Origin of the sequence: Streptomyces sp. NPDC090106, assembly GCF_044747265.1 — a bacterium.
Classification (GTDB): domain Bacteria; phylum Actinomycetota; class Actinomycetes; order Streptomycetales; family Streptomycetaceae; genus Streptomyces.
In genome coordinates this window covers 201,954-221,473 of sequence record NZ_JBIVDS010000007.1, presented here as the reverse complement: position 1 = coordinate 221,473, position 19,520 = coordinate 201,954, and the positions used below count along the sequence as shown (strand labels likewise).

Annotated in this window: 19 protein-coding genes; 12 read left to right on the top strand and 7 right to left on the bottom strand. The window is 72.0% G+C overall.

Annotated features, from left to right (window positions below; all coding sequences use genetic code 11):
• Window positions 1-115: 115 nt before the first annotated feature.
• From ACIPSE_RS23725 to ACIPSE_RS23715, 3 genes are all read left to right on the top strand, one after another.
• Window positions 116-2,794, top strand: coding sequence for a SpoIIE family protein phosphatase (locus ACIPSE_RS23725; RefSeq protein WP_401665341.1), 2,679 nt, complete (start codon window positions 116-118; stop codon window positions 2,792-2,794).
• Window positions 2,795-2,957: 163 nt separating this feature from the next.
• A complete protein-coding gene (locus ACIPSE_RS23720; protein ID WP_401665339.1) occupies window positions 2,958-3,770 on the top strand; it encodes a chitosanase in 813 nt (270 codons plus the stop codon).
• Window positions 3,771-3,962: 192 nt separating this feature from the next.
• Entirely contained in the window at window positions 3,963-5,327 is a 1,365-nt protein-coding gene (locus tag ACIPSE_RS23715) for an FAD-dependent oxidoreductase (protein ID WP_401665337.1), read from the top strand.
• 269 nt (window positions 5,328-5,596) lie between these two features.
• On the opposite strand, the gene ACIPSE_RS23710 is transcribed toward ACIPSE_RS23715, so the two are convergent.
• Complete coding sequence (locus ACIPSE_RS23710) at window positions 5,597-6,226, bottom strand: GNAT family N-acetyltransferase (RefSeq protein ID WP_401665334.1); 630 nt, start codon at window positions 6,224-6,226, stop codon at window positions 5,597-5,599.
• A gap of 110 nt (window positions 6,227-6,336) precedes the next feature.
• Here ACIPSE_RS23710 and ACIPSE_RS23705 point away from each other — a divergent pair, with 110 nt between their 5' ends.
• Window positions 6,337-7,302, top strand: coding sequence for a DUF1152 domain-containing protein (locus ACIPSE_RS23705; RefSeq protein ID WP_401665332.1), 966 nt, complete (start codon window positions 6,337-6,339; stop codon window positions 7,300-7,302).
• Window positions 7,303-7,404: 102 nt separating this feature from the next.
• Window positions 7,405-7,899, top strand: a complete 495-nt coding sequence (locus tag ACIPSE_RS23700) for a lamin tail domain-containing protein (RefSeq protein ID WP_401665329.1) — start codon at window positions 7,405-7,407, stop codon at window positions 7,897-7,899.
• Here the strand turns inward: ACIPSE_RS23700 and ACIPSE_RS23695 are convergent.
• On the bottom strand, window positions 7,883-8,908 hold the full coding sequence (locus ACIPSE_RS23695) for a hypothetical protein (protein WP_401665327.1): 1,026 nt from the start codon (window positions 8,906-8,908) through the stop codon (window positions 7,883-7,885). The genes ACIPSE_RS23700 and ACIPSE_RS23695 overlap by 17 nt on opposite strands.
• Window positions 8,905-9,267 carry a PadR family transcriptional regulator gene (locus ACIPSE_RS23690; protein ID WP_401666070.1) on the bottom strand — a complete coding sequence of 121 codons (363 nt, stop codon included), beginning with the start codon at window positions 9,265-9,267 and terminating at the stop codon, window positions 8,905-8,907. Before ACIPSE_RS23690 ends, ACIPSE_RS23695 begins: the two co-directional genes overlap by 4 nt.
• A 136-nt stretch (window positions 9,268-9,403) precedes the next feature.
• On the opposite strand from ACIPSE_RS23690, the gene ACIPSE_RS23685 reads away from it, so the two are divergent.
• Both ACIPSE_RS23685 and ACIPSE_RS23680 read left to right on the top strand, forming a co-directional pair.
• Window positions 9,404-10,984, top strand: coding sequence for a serine hydrolase (locus ACIPSE_RS23685; RefSeq protein ID WP_401665325.1), 1,581 nt, complete (start codon window positions 9,404-9,406; stop codon window positions 10,982-10,984).
• A gap of 181 nt (window positions 10,985-11,165) precedes the next feature.
• Window positions 11,166-13,553 (top strand): ATP-binding cassette domain-containing protein, encoded by a 2,388-nt coding sequence (locus ACIPSE_RS23680; protein WP_401665323.1) that lies wholly within the window; start codon window positions 11,166-11,168, stop codon window positions 13,551-13,553.
• A gap of 53 nt (window positions 13,554-13,606) precedes the next feature.
• On the opposite strand, the gene ACIPSE_RS23675 is transcribed toward ACIPSE_RS23680, so the two are convergent.
• The gene (locus tag ACIPSE_RS23675; RefSeq protein WP_401665321.1) at window positions 13,607-14,272 is read right to left on the bottom strand and encodes an SDR family NAD(P)-dependent oxidoreductase; all 666 of its coding nucleotides are present in this window, start codon (window positions 14,270-14,272) and stop codon (window positions 13,607-13,609) included.
• A 217-nt stretch (window positions 14,273-14,489) separates the two neighbouring features.
• On the opposite strand from ACIPSE_RS23675, the gene ACIPSE_RS23670 reads away from it, so the two are divergent.
• The 4 genes from ACIPSE_RS23670 (at window position 14,490) to tgmB (ending at window position 17,355) form a co-directional block, all read left to right on the top strand.
• Entirely contained in the window at window positions 14,490-15,536 is a 1,047-nt protein-coding gene (locus ACIPSE_RS23670) for a hypothetical protein (RefSeq protein ID WP_401665318.1), read from the top strand.
• A 162-nt stretch (window positions 15,537-15,698) separates the two neighbouring features.
• Window positions 15,699-15,986 carry a DUF1232 domain-containing protein gene (locus ACIPSE_RS23665; RefSeq protein WP_401665316.1) on the top strand — a complete coding sequence of 96 codons (288 nt, stop codon included), beginning with the start codon at window positions 15,699-15,701 and terminating at the stop codon, window positions 15,984-15,986.
• A gap of 177 nt (window positions 15,987-16,163) precedes the next feature.
• Window positions 16,164-16,355: a putative ATP-grasp-modified RiPP gene (gene tgmA / locus ACIPSE_RS23660; RefSeq protein ID WP_401665313.1), complete on the top strand. Its 192-nt coding sequence runs from the start codon at window positions 16,164-16,166 to the stop codon at window positions 16,353-16,355.
• Between the two features lie 16 nt (window positions 16,356-16,371).
• Window positions 16,372-17,355 (top strand): ATP-grasp ribosomal peptide maturase, encoded by a 984-nt coding sequence (tgmB, locus tag ACIPSE_RS23655; protein WP_401665311.1) that lies wholly within the window; start codon window positions 16,372-16,374, stop codon window positions 17,353-17,355.
• Between the two features lie 3 nt (window positions 17,356-17,358).
• Here the strand turns inward: tgmB and ACIPSE_RS23650 are convergent, their stop codons facing one another.
• Together ACIPSE_RS23650 and ACIPSE_RS23645 are read right to left on the bottom strand one after the other, a co-directional pair.
• Window positions 17,359-17,583 carry a hypothetical protein gene (locus ACIPSE_RS23650; protein ID WP_401665308.1) on the bottom strand — a complete coding sequence of 75 codons (225 nt, stop codon included), beginning with the start codon at window positions 17,581-17,583 and terminating at the stop codon, window positions 17,359-17,361.
• Window positions 17,584-17,685: 102 nt separating this feature from the next.
• Entirely contained in the window at window positions 17,686-18,141 is a 456-nt protein-coding gene (locus tag ACIPSE_RS23645; protein WP_401665305.1) for a hypothetical protein, read from the bottom strand.
• Window positions 18,142-18,354: 213 nt separating this feature from the next.
• Between ACIPSE_RS23645 and ACIPSE_RS23640 the strand changes: the two genes are divergently transcribed.
• Window positions 18,355-19,320: a GlxA family transcriptional regulator gene (locus ACIPSE_RS23640; protein ID WP_401665303.1), complete on the top strand. Its 966-nt coding sequence runs from the start codon at window positions 18,355-18,357 to the stop codon at window positions 19,318-19,320.
• On the opposite strand, the gene ACIPSE_RS23635 is transcribed toward ACIPSE_RS23640, so the two are convergent.
• Entirely contained in the window at window positions 19,317-19,505 is a 189-nt protein-coding gene (locus tag ACIPSE_RS23635; protein ID WP_401665300.1) for a DUF5133 domain-containing protein, read from the bottom strand. The two genes, ACIPSE_RS23640 and ACIPSE_RS23635, sit on opposite strands and share 4 nt — an antisense overlap.
• Window positions 19,506-19,520: the final 15 nt, after the last annotated feature.

The window sequence follows — 19,520 nt, the reverse complement described above, 5'->3', positions numbered from 1 at the left end:
GGGGTGGGCGGGGGGTGGTGTCCGGGACGGGTGGGGCAGGTTACATCCGGCAGGTGACATGTTACTTTCCGTGACGCCTCTCGCCTCACGCCGCCGCGGAGTGTAGACATGGCACATGGCCCGACTCTCGCAGCGTGCAGCAGGTTCCGCGCGGCGCGGGCGGGGCGCCCGGGCGCGAGCGGCGCTGGGCGGACGCAGCGTGGCCGGACAGGTCTTCGTGCTCCAGGTCGTGATCGTGCTGCTGCTGGTGGTGGCCGCGGTCGTGGCCCTCGTGCTCCAGGTGCGGCGCGACATCACGACCGAGGCCCGCAACCGCTCGGTCGCCGTCGCCGAGGCCTTCGCCAACGCGCCGGGCACCGTGGCGGCCCTCGGCGCCGCCGACCCCACGGCCGTGCTGCAACCGCGCGCCGAGGCCGCGCGCAAGGCGACCGGCGTGGACTTCATCGTCGTCCTGAACACCGACGGCATCCGCTACACGCACCCCAAGCCCGACCGGATCGGCAAGAAGTTCGTCGGCGACATCGCGCCCGCGCTCGCCGGGAAGGTGGTCACCGAGCAGATCACCGGGACGATCGGGCCGCTGGTCCAGGCGACCGTGCCGATCAAGGACGACGGGAAGGTCGTCGGGCTGGTCTCCGCCGGCATCACCACCGAGCACGTCGGCGGCACCGCCGACGAGCAGATGCCCCTGCTGCTGGCCGCCGCGGCCTGTGCGCTGGCGCTGGCCACCGGCGGCACCGCGCTGGTCAGCAGACGGCTGCTGCGCCAGACGCACGGCCTGGGCCCGGGCGAGATGACCCGGATGTACGAGCACCACGACGCGGTCCTGCACGCCGTGCGCGAGGGCGTGATCATCGTCAGCGGGGAGGGCGCCCTGCTGCTCGCCAACGACGAGGCGCAGCGGCTGCTGCATCTGCCCGCGGACGCGGAGGGACAGCCCGTGGCCGGTCTCGGACTCCCCCAGGACATGGCCGATCTGCTGGCGTCCGGCCGGGTCGCCACGGACGAGGTGCATCTGGTGGGCGAGCGGCTCCTCGCCGTCAACCAGCGGGCCACCGAACTGGAGGGCGGCCCCTCGGGCACCGTGGCCACCCTGCGCGACTCGACGGAGCTGCGGGCCCTGTCCGGGCGCGCGGAGACGGCCCGTGAACGGCTGAACATGCTGTACGACGCGGGGGTCGGGATCGGCACCAGCCTGGACGTGACCCGCACCGCGGAGGAGCTGGCGGAGCTGGCCGTGCCGCGGTTCGCGGACTTCGTGACGGTGGACCTGTTCGACGCGGTGCTCGGCGGCGGCCAGCCGGAGGCCGGGGCGGATCTGCGGCGCACGGCGTCCAGCGGCATCCGCAAGGACGCGCCGTTGTACGCGGTGGGCGACAGGATCCGGCTGGTCGCCACCTCCCCGCAGACGCGCGCGCTGCGCACGGGCCGGGCGGCGCTGGAGACACGGCTCGCCGAGTCGCCGGGATGGCGGGCGCAGGATCTCGAACGCAGCGCGCAGGTGCTGGAGTTCGGCATCCACTCGCTGATCGCGGTGCCGTTGCGGGCGGGGGCGCTGGTGCTCGGCGTGGTCAACTTCTGGCGTTCGCAGAAGCCCGAGCCGTTCGACGCGGACGAGGTGGCGCTGGCGGAGGAGCTGGTGACCCGGGCCGCGGTCTCGATCGACAACGCCCGCCGCTACACGCGGGAGCACACGATGGCGGTCACGCTCCAGCGGAGTCTGCTGCCGCGCAGCCTGCCCGAGCAGAACGCCCTGGACATCGCGTACCGGTATCTGCCCGCGCAGGCCGGGGTGGGCGGCGACTGGTTCGACGTGCTGCCGCTGTCGGGGGCGCGGGTGGCCCTCGTCGTCGGCGACGTGGTCGGGCACGGGCTGCACGCGGCGGCCACGATGGGGCGGCTGCGGACGGCCGTGCACAACTTCTCGGCGCTGGACCTGCCGCCGGAGGAACTCCTGGCGCTGCTGGACGAGTCGGTGAGCCGGATCGACCAGGACGAGGTGCGGGACGGCGACAGCGCTCCGGTCACCGGGGCGACATGTCTGTACGCCGTGTACGACCCGGTCGCGCGGCGCTGCTCGGTGGCGCGGGCGGGGCATCCGCCGCCCGCGGTGATCCGCCCGGACGGGACGGTCGAGTTCCCGGAGGTGCCCGCGGGTCCGCCGCTGGGGCTGGGCGGGCTGCTGCCGTTCGAGGCGGCGGATCTGGAACTCGCCGAGGGCAGCAGGCTCGTGCTGTACACGGACGGGCTGGTCGAGGACCGGGAGCGGGACATCGACGTCGGTCTGGAGCTGCTGGCGGCGGCGCTGGCACGGGCCGGTGAGTCGCCGGAGGACACCTGCCGGGTGGTGCTGGACTCCCGGCTGACGGCGAGGCCGAGCGACGACATCGCGCTGATCGTGGCGCGCACACGGGCGCTGGACGCCGGGCAGGTGGCCGAGTGGCCGGTGCCGTCCGATCCGGCGGCGGTGGGCCGGGTCCGGGCCGCGGTGACCCGGCAGCTGGCCGCATGGGGCCTGGAGGAGCTGGAGTTCACCACCGAGCTGATCCTGAGCGAGCTGGTGACGAACGCGATCCGGTACGGCGGTGAGCCCATCCGGGTCCGGGTGCTGCGCGACCGCAGCCTGATCTGCGAGGTCTACGACAGCAGCAGCACCTCGCCGCATCTGCGGTACGCGGCGATGACCGACGAGGGCGGCCGGGGCCTGTTCCTGGTGGCGCAGCTCGCCGAGCGCTGGGGCACGCGGTACACGCCGGACGGCAAGGTCATCTGGGCGGAGCAGCCCCTGCCGTGACCGGGTTCGTGCGGAGATTTTGTGCATAGGTACGAACCTTTGACGCGGCCGGTGCTTTTCCTGAGCGCCATCTGATAGGAAACCTTCCTATCAGAGCGGGCGCCGTGCCCGCCCTGTGTCAGTACGGCCAACTCCCCACCCCCCACTCCCTTTTGGAGACGCCGTGAAACAGCCCACGCGCCGCACGCTGCTCACCCTGATAGGCGCGTCCCTGGCCTCGGCCCCCCTGCTCACCGCTTCGCACGCCTCCGCGGCCCGGGCCGCGGTGGGGCTCGACGACCCGGCGAAGAAGGAGATCGCCATGAAGCTGGTGTCGAGCGCGGAGAACTCCTCGCTCGACTGGAAGGCGCAGTACCAGTACATCGAGGACATCGGCGACGGCCGCGGGTACACCGCGGGCATCATCGGCTTCTGCTCCGGCACCGGCGACATGCTCGACCTGGTCGAGTTGTACACCGCCCGCAAGCCGGGCAACGTCCTCGCCTCCTACCTGCCGGCCCTGCGCCGGGTGGACGGCACCGACTCGCACTCCGGGCTCGACCCGAACTACCCGCGCGACTGGCGCCGGGCCGCCCAGGACACGGCGTTCCAGCAGGCACAGAACGACGAGCGCGACCGGGTGTACTTCAACCCGGCGGTCGCCCAGGGCAAGGCGGACGGGCTGCGCGTGCTGGGCCAGTTCGCGTACTACGACGCCCTCGTCATGCACGGCGACGGCGGCGACCCGACCAGCTTCCGCAACATCCGCAAGCGGGCCCTGAACACGGGCGCGAGGACCCCCGCCCAGGGCGGCAGCGAGGTCGCCTACCTCAACGCCTTCCTGGACGCCCGGGTCTGGGCGATGAAGCAGGAGGAGGCGCACAGCGACACCAGCAGGGTCGACACGGCCCAGCGGGTCTTCCTGCGCGCGGGCAACCTGGACCTGAACACCCCGCTCGACTGGAAGGTCTACGGGGACAGCTTCCACATCGGCTGACCCGCCCGGCAGGCGTCGGCCCGGGGGTGTGAGACAGTGCTCACGCGCCCCGGGCCGGCCCATAAGACGATCGACGCCCACTCATAAAGTCGCCTTATGAGCCCATAGACCGGACCCGCGTACCGACTTAGGCTTGCCTTAGCTTAGGCTTCCCGACGAGATCGTTTGTCATCGCTCGAAGGGAACCTGACCATGCCCCGCCCCCTGCGGGTAGCCATCGTCGGAGCCGGCCCGGCCGGGATCTACGCCGCCGACGCCCTGCTCAAGTCCGACGTGGCCGCCGAGCCCGGTGTGTCCATCGACCTCTTCGAGCGCATGCCGGCCCCGTTCGGCCTGATCCGTTACGGCGTCGCTCCCGACCACCCCCGCATCAAGGGCATCGTCACGGCCCTCCACCAGGTTCTCGACAAGCCGCAGGTCCGCCTCTTCGGCAATGTGAACTACGGCACGGACGTCCACCTGGACGACCTGCGCTCGTTCTACGACGCGGTGGTCTTCTCCACCGGCGCCATGTACGACCGCGAGCTGAAGATCCCCGGCGTCGAGCTGGAGGGCTCCTTCGGCGCCGCCGACTTCGCCTCCTGGTACGACGGCCACCCGGACGTCCCGCGCACCTGGCCGCTGGACGCGGAGAAGGTCGCCGTCCTCGGCGTGGGCAACGTGGCGCTCGACGTCTCCCGCATCCTGGCCAAGACGGCCGAGGAACTGCTCCCGACGGAGATCCCGGCCAACGTCCACGAGGGCCTGAAGGCCAACAAGGCCGTGGAGATCCACGTGTTCGGCCGCCGTGGCCCGGCGCAGGCGAAGTTCAGCCCGATGGAGCTGCGCGAGCTGGACCACTCGCCGAACATCGAGGTCATCGTCAACCCCGAGGACATCGACTACGACGACGGCTCGATCGAGCAGCGCCGCTCCAACAAGCAGGTCGACATGGTCGCCAAGACCCTGGAGAACTGGGCGATCCGCGACGTCGGCGACCGTCCGCACAAGCTGTTCCTGCACTTCTTCGAGTCCCCGGTGGAGATCCTCGGCGAGGACGGCAAGGTCGTCGGCCTGCGCACCGAGCGCACCGAACTGGACGGCACCGGCAACGTCAAGGGCACCGGCAGCTTCACGGACTGGGAGACCGGCGCCGTCTACCGCGCGGTCGGCTACCTCTCCGACAAGCTGCCCAAGCTCCCCTGGGACATCGACTCCGGCACCGTCCCCGACGAGGGCGGCCGGGTCATCCAGGAGAGCGGCGCGCACCTCCAGTCCGTGTACGTCACCGGCTGGATCCGGCGCGGCCCGGTCGGTCTCATCGGCCACACCAAGGGCGACGCGAACGAGACGGTCGCGAACCTCCTGGACGACTTCGCCAACGAGCGTCTCCAGGAGCCGGGTTCGCCCGAGCCGGAGTCCGTCGAGACGTTCCTCGCCGACCGCGGTGTGCGCTTCACCACCTGGGAGGGCTGGTACAAGCTCGACGCCGCCGAGAAGGCACTGGGCGAGCCGCAGGGCCGTGAGCGCGTGAAGATCGTCGAGCGCGAGGACATGCTGGACGCCAGCGGCGCGTGAGCGGATCCCGCCCTACGACGTGAGGGGCCCCGGGGTGTCTCCCCGGGGCCCCTTCGGCGTGTCCGCGAAGTCCCGCCGTCCGCCCGGAGAGCAGGCCCTGGAGCGTCCGGTGCACGCTCTCGGCACGCCGGGCACACGGCCCCGTACCGGACGCACTCGGGCCGGCGCCCGGTGCGGCCAGTGGGGGCACCTCCCACGCCCTTCGGGCAGGGGGGAACGTGCCGGGCGTCGCGGGCAGCCGGCACTTCACGGACACGACCTCGGCCGTCTCATCCCGCCGGGTCGGTCGAGCGGCCCAGACAGGCCACCGACCCGTCCATGTCGGGCACCTCGATCTCATGGAAGCCGAGCCGGTCGTAGAAGGCGCGGGCGGGGACATTGGCCCTGGCCATCACCAGGTGCACGGCCGGCACCCCGCGCACCGCGAGGGCCCGCCACAGCGTCCGCATCAACTTCCGCCCGTAGCCGCGCCCTTGCCAGTCGGGCAGCAGGTCGATGTGCAAGTGGGCCGGGTAGGCGGCGAGTTCGGCCACGATCATCCGCTCCGGGTCGTGCAGCAGCCGCCGCATCTCCGCGTCCGGGGTGCCCGGCACGCCGCCGCCCTCGGGGAAGCGGCCGATGACACGCGGGAGCCACTCGGCGCGGAACTCGGCGGCGAACCGGGGGGTGTCGGCGACGCCCACGACATAGCCGACGGCCTGCCCCCGTCCGTCGTCCAGGACGAAGGCCAGGTCCGGCTCCAGCGCGGCGTAGGGCTGCGCGAAGATCGCCGGGAGGATGCCGGGGTCGTCGTAGAACGGGCCCGCGTCCTTGCCGTTGTAGGCGGTGCGGACGCAGATGTCGTCGAGGGCGGCCCGGTCGTCGGGGCGGTACGGGCGGATCGTGGCCGGGAAGTTCATCACAGCATCCTGCACCGTTTGGGAGCGCTCCCACAAGGCGCGGGCCCAAGACGTCCGGGCAACCCGGGACGGCTGATCACGCACGGGAGTCCGCCTGTTAGGGTCCCGCGGTGTTCTCTCTCCACGAACCTCCCCTGTTCACCCGCCTGCGGACCGCGCGACGGGTGCTCGTCGCGGGCGCGGGCGGCGGCTTCGACATCTACGCCGGGCTGCCGCTGGCCCTGGCCCTGCGGTCGGCGGGCAAGGAGGTCCACCTGGCCAACCTGTCGTTCGCGGACCTGTACGGGCTCGACTCCGACGTGTGGCTGGACGGGGACGTGGCGGCCGTACGTCCCGACACCGCCGCCCGCGGCGACTACTTCCCCGAGCGCACCCTCGCCCGCTGGCTGGAGCGGCACGAACTGCCCTGCACCGTCTACGCGTTCCCCCGCACCGGGGTCCGCCCGCTGCGGGCCGCCTACCGTGCGCTCCTGGAGCGGCTGGGCCCGGTCGACGCGATCGTGCTGGTGGACGGCGGGACCGACATCCTGATGCGCGGTGACGAGCACGGGCTCGGCACACCGGAGGAGGACATGGCCTCGCTGGCGGCGGTGGCCGCGCTGGACGAGATACCCGAACGGCTCGTGGCCTGCCTGGGGTTCGGCGTCGACGCGTACCACGGCGTCAGCCACACGTTGGCCCTGGAGAACCTGGCCGCGCTGGACCGCGAGGGCGGCTACCTCGGCGCGTTCTCCGTACCGCGCGAAAGCAGGGAGGCCGCCCTGTATCTGGACGCGGTGGCCGACGCGCGGGATGCCACGCCGGACCATCCGAGCATCGTCAACGGGTCCGTGGCGGCGGCCGTGCGGGGCGAGTTCGGCGATGTGCGCTTCACCAGGCGCACCCGTGACGGGGAGTTGTTCATCAACCCGCTGATGGCCATGTACTTCTGCGTCGACGCCGTCGCGCTGGCCCGCCGCAACCTCTACCTCGACCGGCTGGAGAACACGGCGCTGATGCGCCAGATCAGTTCCCTCATCGAGGAGTTCCGCGACGAACTGCCCCGGCAGCGGCAACCCCGGGCGTATCCGCACTGAAACGTCCGGATGCCGACTTCTGGTGCGCTCGCACAGAACCGTCGTATACGCTCCAGCCTCTTCTTCACCTTTTCTTCAAGGTTTCTTCACAGGGGGGATTCTGTGCGTATACGCATCGCCGTCACCACGGCCGCGGCGGCGGGCACGCTCGTCGCACTCGGCGCGGTACCGGCCCAGGCGGCCGAGTACACGTCCGCGCTGAAGATCAAGGGCGTCCAGTACGACGCGCCCGGCAGCGACTCCAACAGCTGCTCCACGGGGAACACCGCGCATGAGTACCTGACGGTCAAGAACTACTCGAAGACCGCGACGGTGAACCTGAAGGGGTACGTCGTCAAGGACGCGGCCGGGAACACCTTCAAGTTCTCCGCGAACCACTACCTCCAGCCCGGCGACTACGTGAAGCTGCGCGGCGGGCACGGCAACGACTCCGACAAGAACAACGTCGCCTACCGGAACAACTGCAACTTCCTCTGGAACAACGACAAGGACACGATCTACGTGTACAAGCCGTCGGGCGCCCGGGCCGACGTCCACTCGTACACCAGGAGCGGCTCCGACCCGGACGGGAACGGCTACATCACCTACCACGGCTGAGCGGTGACGGCGCGGCCTCGTCGGAGGGGGCGAGGTCGCGCCGGGCCAGCAGGCCGAGGACCGGCACGAGGAGCGCGAGCGCGGCGGCCTGGACCACCGCGCCGGCCACGAGGTCCGCGGGCAGGCCGGCGCCGAGCCACGGGTACAGGGCCGCCACCCGCACGACGAGCAGCAGCAGACCGAGCGCCGCGAGCGCCAGGGCGTCGCCGTCGGCGCGGCGGGCGCGCGGCGCGAGCAGGACGAGCGCACCGAGGACGAAGCAGGCGGCGGGCGCCCACACGAGGTCGGCGGTACCGGGCAGAACCACGACGGCGGCGCCGGAGAGGACGCAGCAGGCCGCGAACACGGCGCCGGGGGTGCCGAAGGGCAGCGCGGCGGGCGGGGCGTCGCGGTGGTAGGCGGCGCACACGGCGAGGGCGGGCAGCCCGGCGAACAGCGCGTTGGCGAGGGCGAACCACGGGTCGGACGCCGTCCAGTCGATCACGAGCGGCGCGAGCAGCGGCCACAGCGTGGGCAGCGCCGCCAGCAGGACGGCGGTCCGCGCCAGTCGTCTGCGGTCGTGGACGAGGGCGAAGAAGCCGACGGTCCACAGCAGCGGCAGCACCCAACCGGCGATCTCGACCACACCGTTCAGGGCGCCCCGGCCGATGAACCCGGAGAGGAAGACCTCCCGCTCCCGTGCCCCGTGGGTGGCCGCCCAGGTCAGCCGCAGGATCTCGTCCGAGACGACGGCGGCGGCCTGGAGCAGCACCGCGTAGAGCGCGAAGCGGCGGGCGGCCGAGCCGAGCACCGCGTAGCGGCGGGGCGCGCCGGCGGCGGCCAGTCTGCTGCGGACGGCGAGGGCGGCGATGCTGGCCACCTCGCCGAGGGTGGGCCTGCTCTGGTCCTGGGTCTCCTGGTCGACGTCCCAGAGGTAGACCTCGACCATCTCCTCCTCACGGGCCCTGCGGTAGTAGGCGGGGAGCAGCCGCAGCACGGTGCGGTAGCGGGCTTCGAGCAGGGTCGTCATGCGAGACCTCCCGCGAGTCCGGGTCCGGTGACGGGCGGGGCGCCGGTGGCCCTGCGGCCCTCGGCGATCCGCCGCTTGGCGGCGACCGCGCCGGCCGCCATGCGTTCCGCTTCGGTGTCGAGGGCGCGCACGCCGTCGTCGGTGAGGCGGTAGTAGCGCCTGAGCCTGCCCTGCTGGACCTCCTCGCGGTCCAGGACGATCAGGCCGTCCGCGGTGAGCCGGTCGAGCACGCCGTACAGGGTGCCGACCCTCAACTGCACCTCGCCGTCGGAGAGTTCCTCTATCTCGCGGAGGATCCCGTAGCCGTGGCGCGGTTCGTCGGCCAGGGCGGTCAGGACGAAGAACGCCGCCGCTGTCATGTTCCTCGATGCCATGCGGCCAATATATATCGGCTGCCGATATATATCGCCTCACGAACACGCGGCGGTGCGTCCCCGCCAGGGCCCCGCACCGTGCCGACAGGACAGCCCGGCCGGTCAGGGCTTGAATGGGGACATGGGTGTTCGGAGCAGAACGGCACTCCACCGCTGGAACGCACTGGCCGTCGCGGCCGTCGCTCCGCTCCTTCTGTCGGGCGGTGTCCCGGCCGCCACCGCTCCCCCGCCCCAGCCTCCGGCGCAGCTCACCCGGCAGGACGTGGACGGGGCGCTCGGCAAGCTCGACGGTGTGGTGCGCGACGGGATGGACGAGACGGGCGTGCCCGGCGTCGCGGTCGCGGTGGTCTACAAGGACGAGGTCGTGTACCTGGAGGGCTTCGGCGAACGCGAGGTCGGCGAGCCGGGCGCGGTGGGGCCCGACACCGTCTTCGAGCTGGCCTCGCTGTCCAAACCGCTCGCGTCGACCGTCGTCGCCAAGGCGGTCGGGGACAAGACGATCGGCTGGGACGACCCGGTCGCCGGGCACCTGCCGCGCTTCGCGCTCAAGGACCCGTGGGTGACCCGGCACGTCACCGTGGCCGACCTGTTCGCGCACCGCAGCGGGCTGCCCGACCACGCCGGTGACCTCCTGGAGGACCTCGGCTACGACCGGACGTACATCCTGGAGCATCTGCGCTACGAACCGCTCACACCGTTCCGCGCGAGCTACGCGTACACGAACTACGGGGTGACCGCGGCGGGCGAGGCGGTCGCGGACGCGGCGGGCACGTCCTGGGAGAAGCTGTCCGAGGACACGCTCTACGGCCCGGCCGGCATGAACCACACCAGTTCGCGGTTCACCGACTACGACAAGGCCGGGAACAAGGCCGTCACCCACGTCCGTGACGCCGACGGGACGTGGGAGGCGAAGTACGTACGGGACGCCGACGCGCAGTCGCCCGCGGGCGGAGCGTCCTCCACGGCCCGGGACATGGCGCGCTGGCTGCGGCTCCAGCTCGCCGACGGCGAGCTGGACGGGAAGCGGATCGTCCCGGCCGCCCCGCTCGAACGCACCCACCTCCCCGAGATCGTCTCCCAGCCCCCGCCCGCGCCCGCGGGCCGCACCGGCTTCTACGGCCTCGGCTGGAACGTGAGCTACGACGACCTGGGCCGGCTACGGCTGAACCACTCGGGCGCCTTCGCGCTCGGCGCCAACACCAACGTGACGATGCTGCCCGGCGAGGACCTCGGCATCGTCGTCCTCACCAACGGCGCGCCCGTCGGACTCGCCGACGCCGTGGCCCAGGAGTTCTTCGACATCGCCCAGCACGGCAAGGCGACCGTGGACTGGCTGCCCCTGATCGCCGGGGTGTACGCGCAGCAGGAGGACGCCGAGCGCTCCCCCACGGACTACGCGAAGCCGCCCGCCGACGCGGCCGGCGCCCGGGACACCGACGCGTACACCGGCACCTACGCCAACGACTACTACGGCCCGCTCACCGTCACCGCGTCGGACGGCGTGCTGTCGATGCGCCTCGGCCCGAAACCGACGGTCTTCCGGCTGACCCATTACGACGGCGACACGTTCAGCTTCCGCACGACCGGCGAGAACGCGACGGGACTGTCCGGCGTCACGTTCAAGGCCGGTGACGACGGGAAGGCCACCGAGGTGACCGTCGAGGCGTTCGACGAGAACGGCCTGGGCACCTTCACCCGCTGACCGGGGCGACGCGCGGGCGACCGGTCAGGATCGGAGAAGCCGTCCGCCCCCTGGCCCGCCTAGCCTGAAAACCTTCGAACGACCTGACCGGGCGCGGACTACTATGCGCCACGGCCTGGGGGGGACTCGCCGACGACGACCACGCCGGCGGACCGGCCCGACGGATGGAGACGCGATAAGCATGGCGAAGACGACGGACCCGCGGACGCCGGAGCCGCACACCGCCGACAGCCACGATCTGATCCGCGTGCACGGGGCGCGCGAGAACAACCTCAAGGACGTCAGCATCGAGATCCCCAAGCGCCGGCTGACGGTGTTCACGGGCGTCTCCGGTTCGGGCAAGAGCTCGCTGGTGTTCGACACGATCGCCGCCGAGTCGCAGCGGCTGATCAACGAGACGTACAGCGCGTTCGTGCAGGGCTTCATGCCGAACATGGCGCGCCCCGAGGTCGACGTGCTCGACGGGCTGACCACCGCGATCAGCGTCGACCAGCAGCGCATGGGCTCCGACCCGCGCTCCACGGTCGGCACCGCGACCGACGCCAACGCCATGCTGCGCATCCTGTTCAGCCGGCTCGGCACCCCGCACGTCGGCCCGCCCGGCGCGTTCTCCTTCAACGTCGCCTCGGTGTCGGCGAGCGGCGGCCTCACCGTGGACCGGGGCGCCGACAGGACGAAGACGGAGAAGGTCACCTTCAGCCGCACCGGCGGGATGTGCGTCCACTGCGAGGGCCGCGGCGCGGTCTCCGACATCGACCTCGCCCAGCTGTACGACGAGTCGAAGTCGCTGGCCGAGGATCCGTTCACCATCCCCACCTACACCGGGGACGGCTGGGTGGTGCGGGTGATCCGGGAGTCGGGCTTCTTCGACCCGGACAAGCCGATCGCGAAGTACACGAAGAGGGAACGGCACGACTTCCTGTACCGGGAGCCCGTCAAGGTCAAGATCAACGGGGTCAATCTCACCTACGAGGGCCTGATCCCGAAGATCCAGAAGACGTTCCTGTCGAAGGACCGCGAGTCGATGCAGCCGCACATCCGGGCGTTCGTCGACCGGGCGGTCACCTTCGCCCGCTGTCCGGAGTGCGAGGGGACCCGGCTGAGCGAACTGGCCCGCTCCTCCCGGATCGGGAAGCTGAACATCGCCGACGCCTGCGCGATGGAGATCCGGGACCTGGCCGAATGGGTGCGCGCGCTGGACGAGCCGTCGGTGGCGCCGCTGCTGGCCAAGCTGCGGCACTCCCTGGACTCGTTCGTGGAGATCGGCCTCGGCTATCTCTCCCTGGACCGCTCCTCGGGCACGCTCTCCGGCGGCGAGGCGCAGCGCTGCAAGATGATCCGCCATCTCGGCTCCTCGCTCACCGACGTCACCTACGTCTTCGACGAGCCGACGATCGGTCTGCACCCGCACGACATCGAACGGATGAACAACCTCCTGCTGCGGCTGCGCGACAAGGGCAACACCGTCCTGGTGGTGGAGCACAAGCCGGAGACGATCGCGATCGCCGACCATGTCGTGGACCTCGGCCCGGGCGCGGGCACCGCGGGCGGCACCGTCTGCTTCGAGGGCACCGTGCAGGGACTGCGGGCGAGCGACACCGTCACCGGACGGCACCTGGACGACCGGGCCACGCTCAAGGACGCGGTGCGCGAGCCCACGGGCACGCTGGAGATCCGCGGCGCGAGCGCCAACAACCTCCAGGACGTCGACGTCGACCTCCCGCTCGGGGTGCTCACCGTGGTCACGGGGGTCGCCGGTTCCGGCAAGAGCTCCCTGGTGCACGGCTCGGTCCCGGCCCCCGAGGGCGTCGTCTCGGTGGACCAGACCCCGATCCGCGGCTCGCGGCGCAGCAACCCGGCGACGTACACCGGGCTGCTGGAGCCGATCCGCAAGGCGTTCGCGAAGGCCAACGGCGTCAAGCCCGCCCTGTTCAGCGCCAACTCGGAGGGCGCCTGTCCGACCTGCAACGGCGCCGGCGTCGTCTACACCGAGCTGGCGATCATGCAGAGCGTCGCGACGACCTGCGAGGAGTGCGAGGGCAGGCGGTTCGACGCGTCGGTGCTGGAGTACCGCTTCGGCGGCCGGGACATCAGCGAGGTCCTCGCGATGTCGGTGACCGAGGCGGAGGAGTTCTTCCGCGCGGGCGAGGCGGCCCTCCCGGCCGCGCACAAGATCGTCGCGCGGATGGCGGACGTCGGTCTCGGCTATCTCACCCTGGGCCAGCCGCTGACCACGCTGTCCGGCGGTGAGCGCCAGCGTCTGAAGCTGGCCGTGCACATGGCCGACAAGGGCGGCGTGTACGTCCTGGACGAGCCGACGACGGGTCTGCACCTCGCCGACGTCCAGCAGCTCCTCGGGCTGCTGGACCGGCTGGTGGACTCCGGGAAGTCGGTCATCGTGATCGAGCACCACCAGGCCGTCATGGCGCACGCCGACTGGATCGTCGACCTGGGTCCCGGCGCCGGTCACGACGGCGGCCGGATCGTCTTCGAGGGCACCCCGGCGGACCTGGTCGCGGGCCGTGCCACGCTCACGGCCGAGCATCTGGCCCAGTACGTCGGTGCCTGAGCGCGGGTGAGCGGGTGAGGGGGCGGCCCGCGCGGTCGCCCCCTTCGCGCGGATCAGGCGTCGAGGTCGTCGGCGAAGTGCCGGTACCCGTGCCGGTCGCGGTGCAGCTGCCACAGGGTGTCGGCGAGGACCGCGGGGGCCTTGCGGTGGTGCCCGGGGATGATCGCGCCGGGGATGACGAGCTGTGCCACGTGGATGCCGTCGGCGGCGAGGGTGTCGTGCAGCAGATGGCCGTACGCGCTCTCGGCGGCGAAGGCGATCGAGGTGCCCGCGCGGTCGGGGTGGGGGACGACGGCGGTGCCGCCGTTGACGAGGAGGATCGTGCCACGGCCCAGTTCCCGCATGCCGGGCAGGACCTGCTGGACGGCGGCGACCGGGCCGTAGACGGAGAACTCGACGGGGCCGACGAGGTCGGCGTGGGTGGTGTCGAGGACCGGCCGCATGAACTCCGGCTGCGGGACGGGGCTGTACTGGAGGACCTCGATCGGGCCGAGCGCCTCTCCCGCCTCGGCGAGGGCGGCGGCGAGGGCCTCGGGGTCGCGTACGTCGGCGACGACCCCGCGGGCGGTGATCCCCTCGCCGGTCAGGTCGGCGGCGAGGGCGACGGTCCGCTCGGGGTTGCGGGCGACGAGGGCGACGGCGTGGCCCTCGCGGCCGAAGCGCCGGGCGACGGCGGCGCCGAGTCCGGGGCCGGCTCCGATGATGGCGATGGTGGTCATGGACCCCATCTTTCCCGTTTCCCGGGAACAGGGCCCGCCCCGCTGCGGATGGTGGGCGGGCCCTGTCCGCCGGGGCCATTGTGCTGACGGTTCCGCCCGCGCGACACGGGTGAACGGCGGCCACCGGAGGCGACCCGCGCACACCCCGGGTGAACCGGCACGGTGCACGGTGACGATACTGGGGGGGCGCACCGTCCGCCCGCTCCCAGTTGGACTCATGCAGATCTCCCCCACCGTCCCGACGCCCACCACCCTCCCCAGCACCGTGTGGCAGGCCCGCGGTCGCCATGCCGACGCCGCCGCGGCGGACGTGCTGCGCGCCTCCCACCTGCGACGGCTCAAGCAGGACGAGGTGATCGACAATTTCCAGGAGTTGTCGGAGCGCCGTGTCTTCGAGGCCCGCTGGCGGGTCGAGGACGGGGTGACGGTGCGGGCCCGGCTGGCGCTGACGGACGAGGAGTGGGTCCTGACGGCGGAGGCGGAGCGCCCCTGGAAGACGGACTGGCCGTCCCCGGTCGGGATGTTCTGGCCGCTGGACGCGGACGCGTCCTGGGACGAGGACCGGGTCGCCGGTCTGCGCCCGGGCGGGATCAGCCGGCTGCCCGAGGACGACCAGGACACCCGGCGGATGTTCCGCAGCTGTGTGCGCGAGTCGTGGGCCGTGCACGTGGTCGTGCACGAGGCGATGACGCCGGACGCGACCGGTCTGCGCCCGCTGGCGCGGCTGCTGCCGCAGGGCCTCGCGCACCGGGTGGTGGAGCACCGGGCGGCCCCGCATCAGCTGCGCGGGGTGAACTGGGCGCTCAAGGAGTTCGACGTGCAGGTGCCGCGGGGCGGCGCCGTCGTGCTGCCGCCGCTGCCGGAGGGGCACACGGCGGACGAGTTCACGGTGCGCAGCGTCTTCCTCGACGGGAGCGAGCCGACCGCGCTGATCGACGCGGTGAGCCGGTACGACGCGCTGCCCAAGCTCCTGCCGGACGGTTCGGCCGAGGCGCTGACCGCGCTGCGCGAGGAGTGGGGGCTGCTGACCCTGGAGGAGGAGCTGGCCAAGCAGCGCGAGCTCGTCGCCATGTACACCGAGGCCCTCGACGCGATGACGAAGTCCCGGGACCTGTACCGGGAGGCCGCCGAGCGGGCCAACGAGGCCCTGGCCGCCTACCGTGACGCGGGCGGCGCCGAGCCCCCGGCCCCGCCCGCCGCGGCGCCCGCCTCGCCGCTCCAGCAGCTCACGCGCGGCCTCGAGCGCTTCAAGCGGCGGGGCTGAGCCCGGCCGCGCCGGGCCCGGCGGGCTCACGGGGCGGCGGTCTCACTTCACTCTCACTGGTGCACGAGTGCACCGGTTCGGCTTCTTGTGGCCATACCGGCGCCCCGAAGGGGAATCCGTGCAGACGTACGCCCCAGTAGCCGAGGCAGCCGAGGAGGGTCCGTGGACACGACCGACACCGTCATCGTCGTCGGCGCGCTGCTGGCGACGGTCGCCCTGACCGTCGCCGTCATGGTGTTCGTCCGGCTCCTGCGCACCCGGCGGGAGCTGCGCCGGGCGGGGCTGCCGACCGGACCCCGCTGGGTGTTCTGGGGCGCCTTGGCCTATTTCGTGCTGCCGGTCGATCTTTTGGTCGATCCTGTGTATTTGGACGACATCGGTGTTCTCCTGCTCGCTCTCCGTAGCATTCGGGCCTCCGCGGGCCATGACAGATACGGCGATCTCACCTGAAGTCGGCTCCCGTCCCACCCGTCCGACGAGTCGTCAACTTCCCCTGGTCACACAGAGTAAGGAAACCAACCACCCGTTCGATTCGTATAAGTCTCTGGAAGCCGAGGGAATTCGGCGGATTGGGCGACGGCGCAAGGTGACCATCGCCGATCGGCGCAGCAGCAACGAGGAGAGACGATGCAACCGTTCGCGCTCAACTACGCACGTCCGGCAGCGGAGTCGGAGGTCACCGCTCCGTACGCCTACGACTCCGGGCGGCAGTTGAACGTGCTCCCGGACGGGCGGATCGCCGCCCATGACCTGGCGCTGCTCAGAGAACTGGGGACCACGACCTCCACCGCCGGCTCGAAGACCCACTTCGACGACTGAACACGGGCCCGCGCACATGACCGTGCTGATCCTGACCTGTGAAGCGGATGTGACCGCGGACATGGTCGTCACCCATCTCCACGCCTCCGCGACACCGGTGGTGCGGCTCGATCCCGCGGACCTCACCGAGGGCGCGGCGCTGTCCGGGGAGTACGTCCACGGGGCGTTCCGCGGCCATCTCTCCGCCGGGGGGCGGCTGGTGAGCATCGGCGGGCTGCGCTCGGTGTGGGTGCGCCGGCCGGGTACGGCGGCGACCCGGGCGGCCCAGCCGTCGGACTGGCTGACCGAGGAGGCGTCACAGGCGCTCTACGGCATGCTCCGCAGTTCGGGGGCGCGCTGGATGAACCATCCCGACGCCGCCCGGCGGGCCCGGCACAAGCCGTGGCAGCTGCGGGTGGCGCAGCGCAGCGGTCTGCCGGTGCCGGCGACGCTGATCACCACGTTCCCGCAGGCGGCGCGGGAGTTCTCCGAGCGGTACCCGGATCTGGTGGTGAAGCCGGTGTCGGGGGCGCATCCGCAGGATCCGCCGCGGGCGGTGCCGACCAGCCGGGTCGCGCCGGACGCGGACTTCGCGGCGGTGGCGTTCGGTCCGACGCTGCTCCAGCGCCGGATAGCGAAGCGGGCGGACATCCGGCTGACGGTGGTCGGCGAGCGGATGCTGGCGGCGCGCAAGGCGGTGGCCGTGGACGCCGATCCCGACGAGGTGGACGTCCGGTTCGCCGCCCTGTCCGGGCCCTGGCATCCGGTGGAGGTGCCGCCCCGGGTCGCCGAGGCCGTCCGGACCTATGTAGGGAACGCGGAACTGGCCTACGGGGCCTTCGACTTCGCGGAGGACGCCGACGGCACCTGGTGGTTCCTGGAGTGCAACCAGTCCGGTCAGTTCGGTTTCGTGGAGGCGGAGACGGGCCAGCCGATCGCCCGCACGATCGCCGAGTGGCTCGCCCGGCCCGCGCTCGGACCGGACGCACGGGTCGACGGGGCCGACGGCGAAGTGGCGTGAGGGTCAGATCTGTCCGGAGCCGGGCATCAGGGCTCCGCGCTGCCAGCCGGGGGGCTGCGGCGGCGGGGAGGCGGGCAGTTCACCGAGGCTCGCGCGCCCCGAGGAGCGCAGGGGCTGCATGGCGAACTCCAGTTCCCTCCCGACGCGCTCGGCCTCCCGGCGAACCTGCAGGGGAATGTCGCCGCGTTCGGCGACAAGTCGGTCATAGATGGGGGAATCCTGGAACACCCGTCAACGTGCCTTTCGTGAAACGGCCCATGCGCATGGGCACGATCGTCGAGTCTAGGCGCCCCGGCACACCACGGGATGAATTCCCCCGTTCGGCTTGACTCAGGCTCCCGTCGTGGAACCGGGCCGGATGACCATCAGGACGGTGACCGTGGCCCACAGCAGGTTGAACACACCGGTGAACATCGCGAGTTGGGCGGTCCCCGCGCGCTCGACGGTGTGCCCGGCGCCGAGTTCGTCGAGGAGTTCCTCCTGCCGGGGCAGCACGAAGGCGGCCAGGACGCCGGCGGCGGCAGCGGTCAGGGCGATCGAGGTGACGAGCCAGCCGTCGCCCAGCACCCCCATCGCGGCGGCCGTCGCCAGCCCGAGCACCGGCACCAGAACGCCTAGCCGGGCGTAGACGCGGCAGATCCGGTGCAGCAGGGCGACGGTGCCCAGGGTGTCGGGCGCGGTCCCGGCCCGGCGCACGGCGGGCGGGAACATGCTGGCCGCGACGGTGACGGGGCCGACGGCGACGATGGCGGCCAGGACGTGGAGGGACAGCAGGAGCTTGGTCATCGGGTGTGGTCCAGGGTGGGTCGGGGGGCCGGTCGGGGTCCGCGAGGAGCTCCGGCCGGGAACGATCACCGCCCACGCTAGGGAGACCGGACCGGTGACCACAGAGGCTGGAACGACAGCTTCCGACGGATTCCCGCCAACTGCCCCGACCTGTGGTTCTCCGCGTCCACCCCCTGTCGGAGCAGTGGCGGGAACCCGCCTATCGTGGCGTTCATGCACTCCGTGGCGATCCTCGCTCTCGACCTGGTGGTGCCGTTCGACATGGCGGCGCCCCTCCAGGTCTTCGACTGGACGCGGCTGCCGGACGGCCGCGGCCCCTACCGGGTGCGGCTGTGCGCCGAGACGCCGGAGGTGCGGGCCGACGGAGGGTTCTCGCTGCGGGTCGGACACGGCCTCGACGCGCTGGCGGACGCGGACACCGTCGTCGTACCGGGCTGTTCGCCGGCGGCCGGACCGACGTCCGAGCCGGTGCGGGAGGCGCTGCGGCGGGCGGTCGCGGCGGGGACCCGGGTCGCGTCGGTCTGCTCGGGCGCCTTCGTGCTCGCGGAGGCGGGACTGCTGGACGGGCTGCGCGCCACCACGCACTGGGCCGCCGCCGGTGAACTGGCCCGCCGCTTCCCGGCGGTGAGCGTGGAACCGGACGTGCTGTACGTCGACAACGGGCAGATCCTGACCTCGGCCGGGGCCGCCGCCGGACTCGACATGTGTCTGCACATGATCCGGCGGGACCACGGCTCGGCGGTCGCGGCCGACGCCGCGCGGATGTGTGTCGTCCCCCTCGAACGCGAGGGCGGCCAGGCCCAGTTCATCGTGCACGACCGGCCGCCCGTGCCGCGCGGCTCGACGCTGGAGCCGGTCCTGGAGTGGATCGAGGACAACCTCGCCCACGAGGTCACCCTCGCGGCGATGGCGGCACGGTCCGGGATGAGCGAGCGCACCTTCGGCCGCCGCTTCCGCGAGCAGACCGGCAGCACGCCGTTGCAGTGGCTGCTGCGGGCGCGGGTACGGCGCGCCCAGTACCTGCTGGAGAACAGCGACCACCCGGTGGAACGCATCGCCCGGCAGGCGGGGTTCGGTTCCCCCACCGCCTTCCGCGAGCGTTTCCGCCGGGTGGTCGGCACGAGCCCGCACGCCTACCGCGCGGCGTTCCACGCGAGGCCGGGCGCCGCGTCGCGCTAGAGCAGGGCGTCGGCCTTGGCCACGGCGTCGTGGACGCCCGTGGTGCCCATGAGGACGCACAGGGTGTAGCTGACGTCCTCCAGTTCCCTCGCCGTGGAGGGGTTGCTCCGCTCCGCGAACGCGATCCTCAGCGACGCGTAGTCCGTCAGCAGCTTTCTGACGACATTGGGGTCCGGAACGAGCACGGGACAGCACCTCTC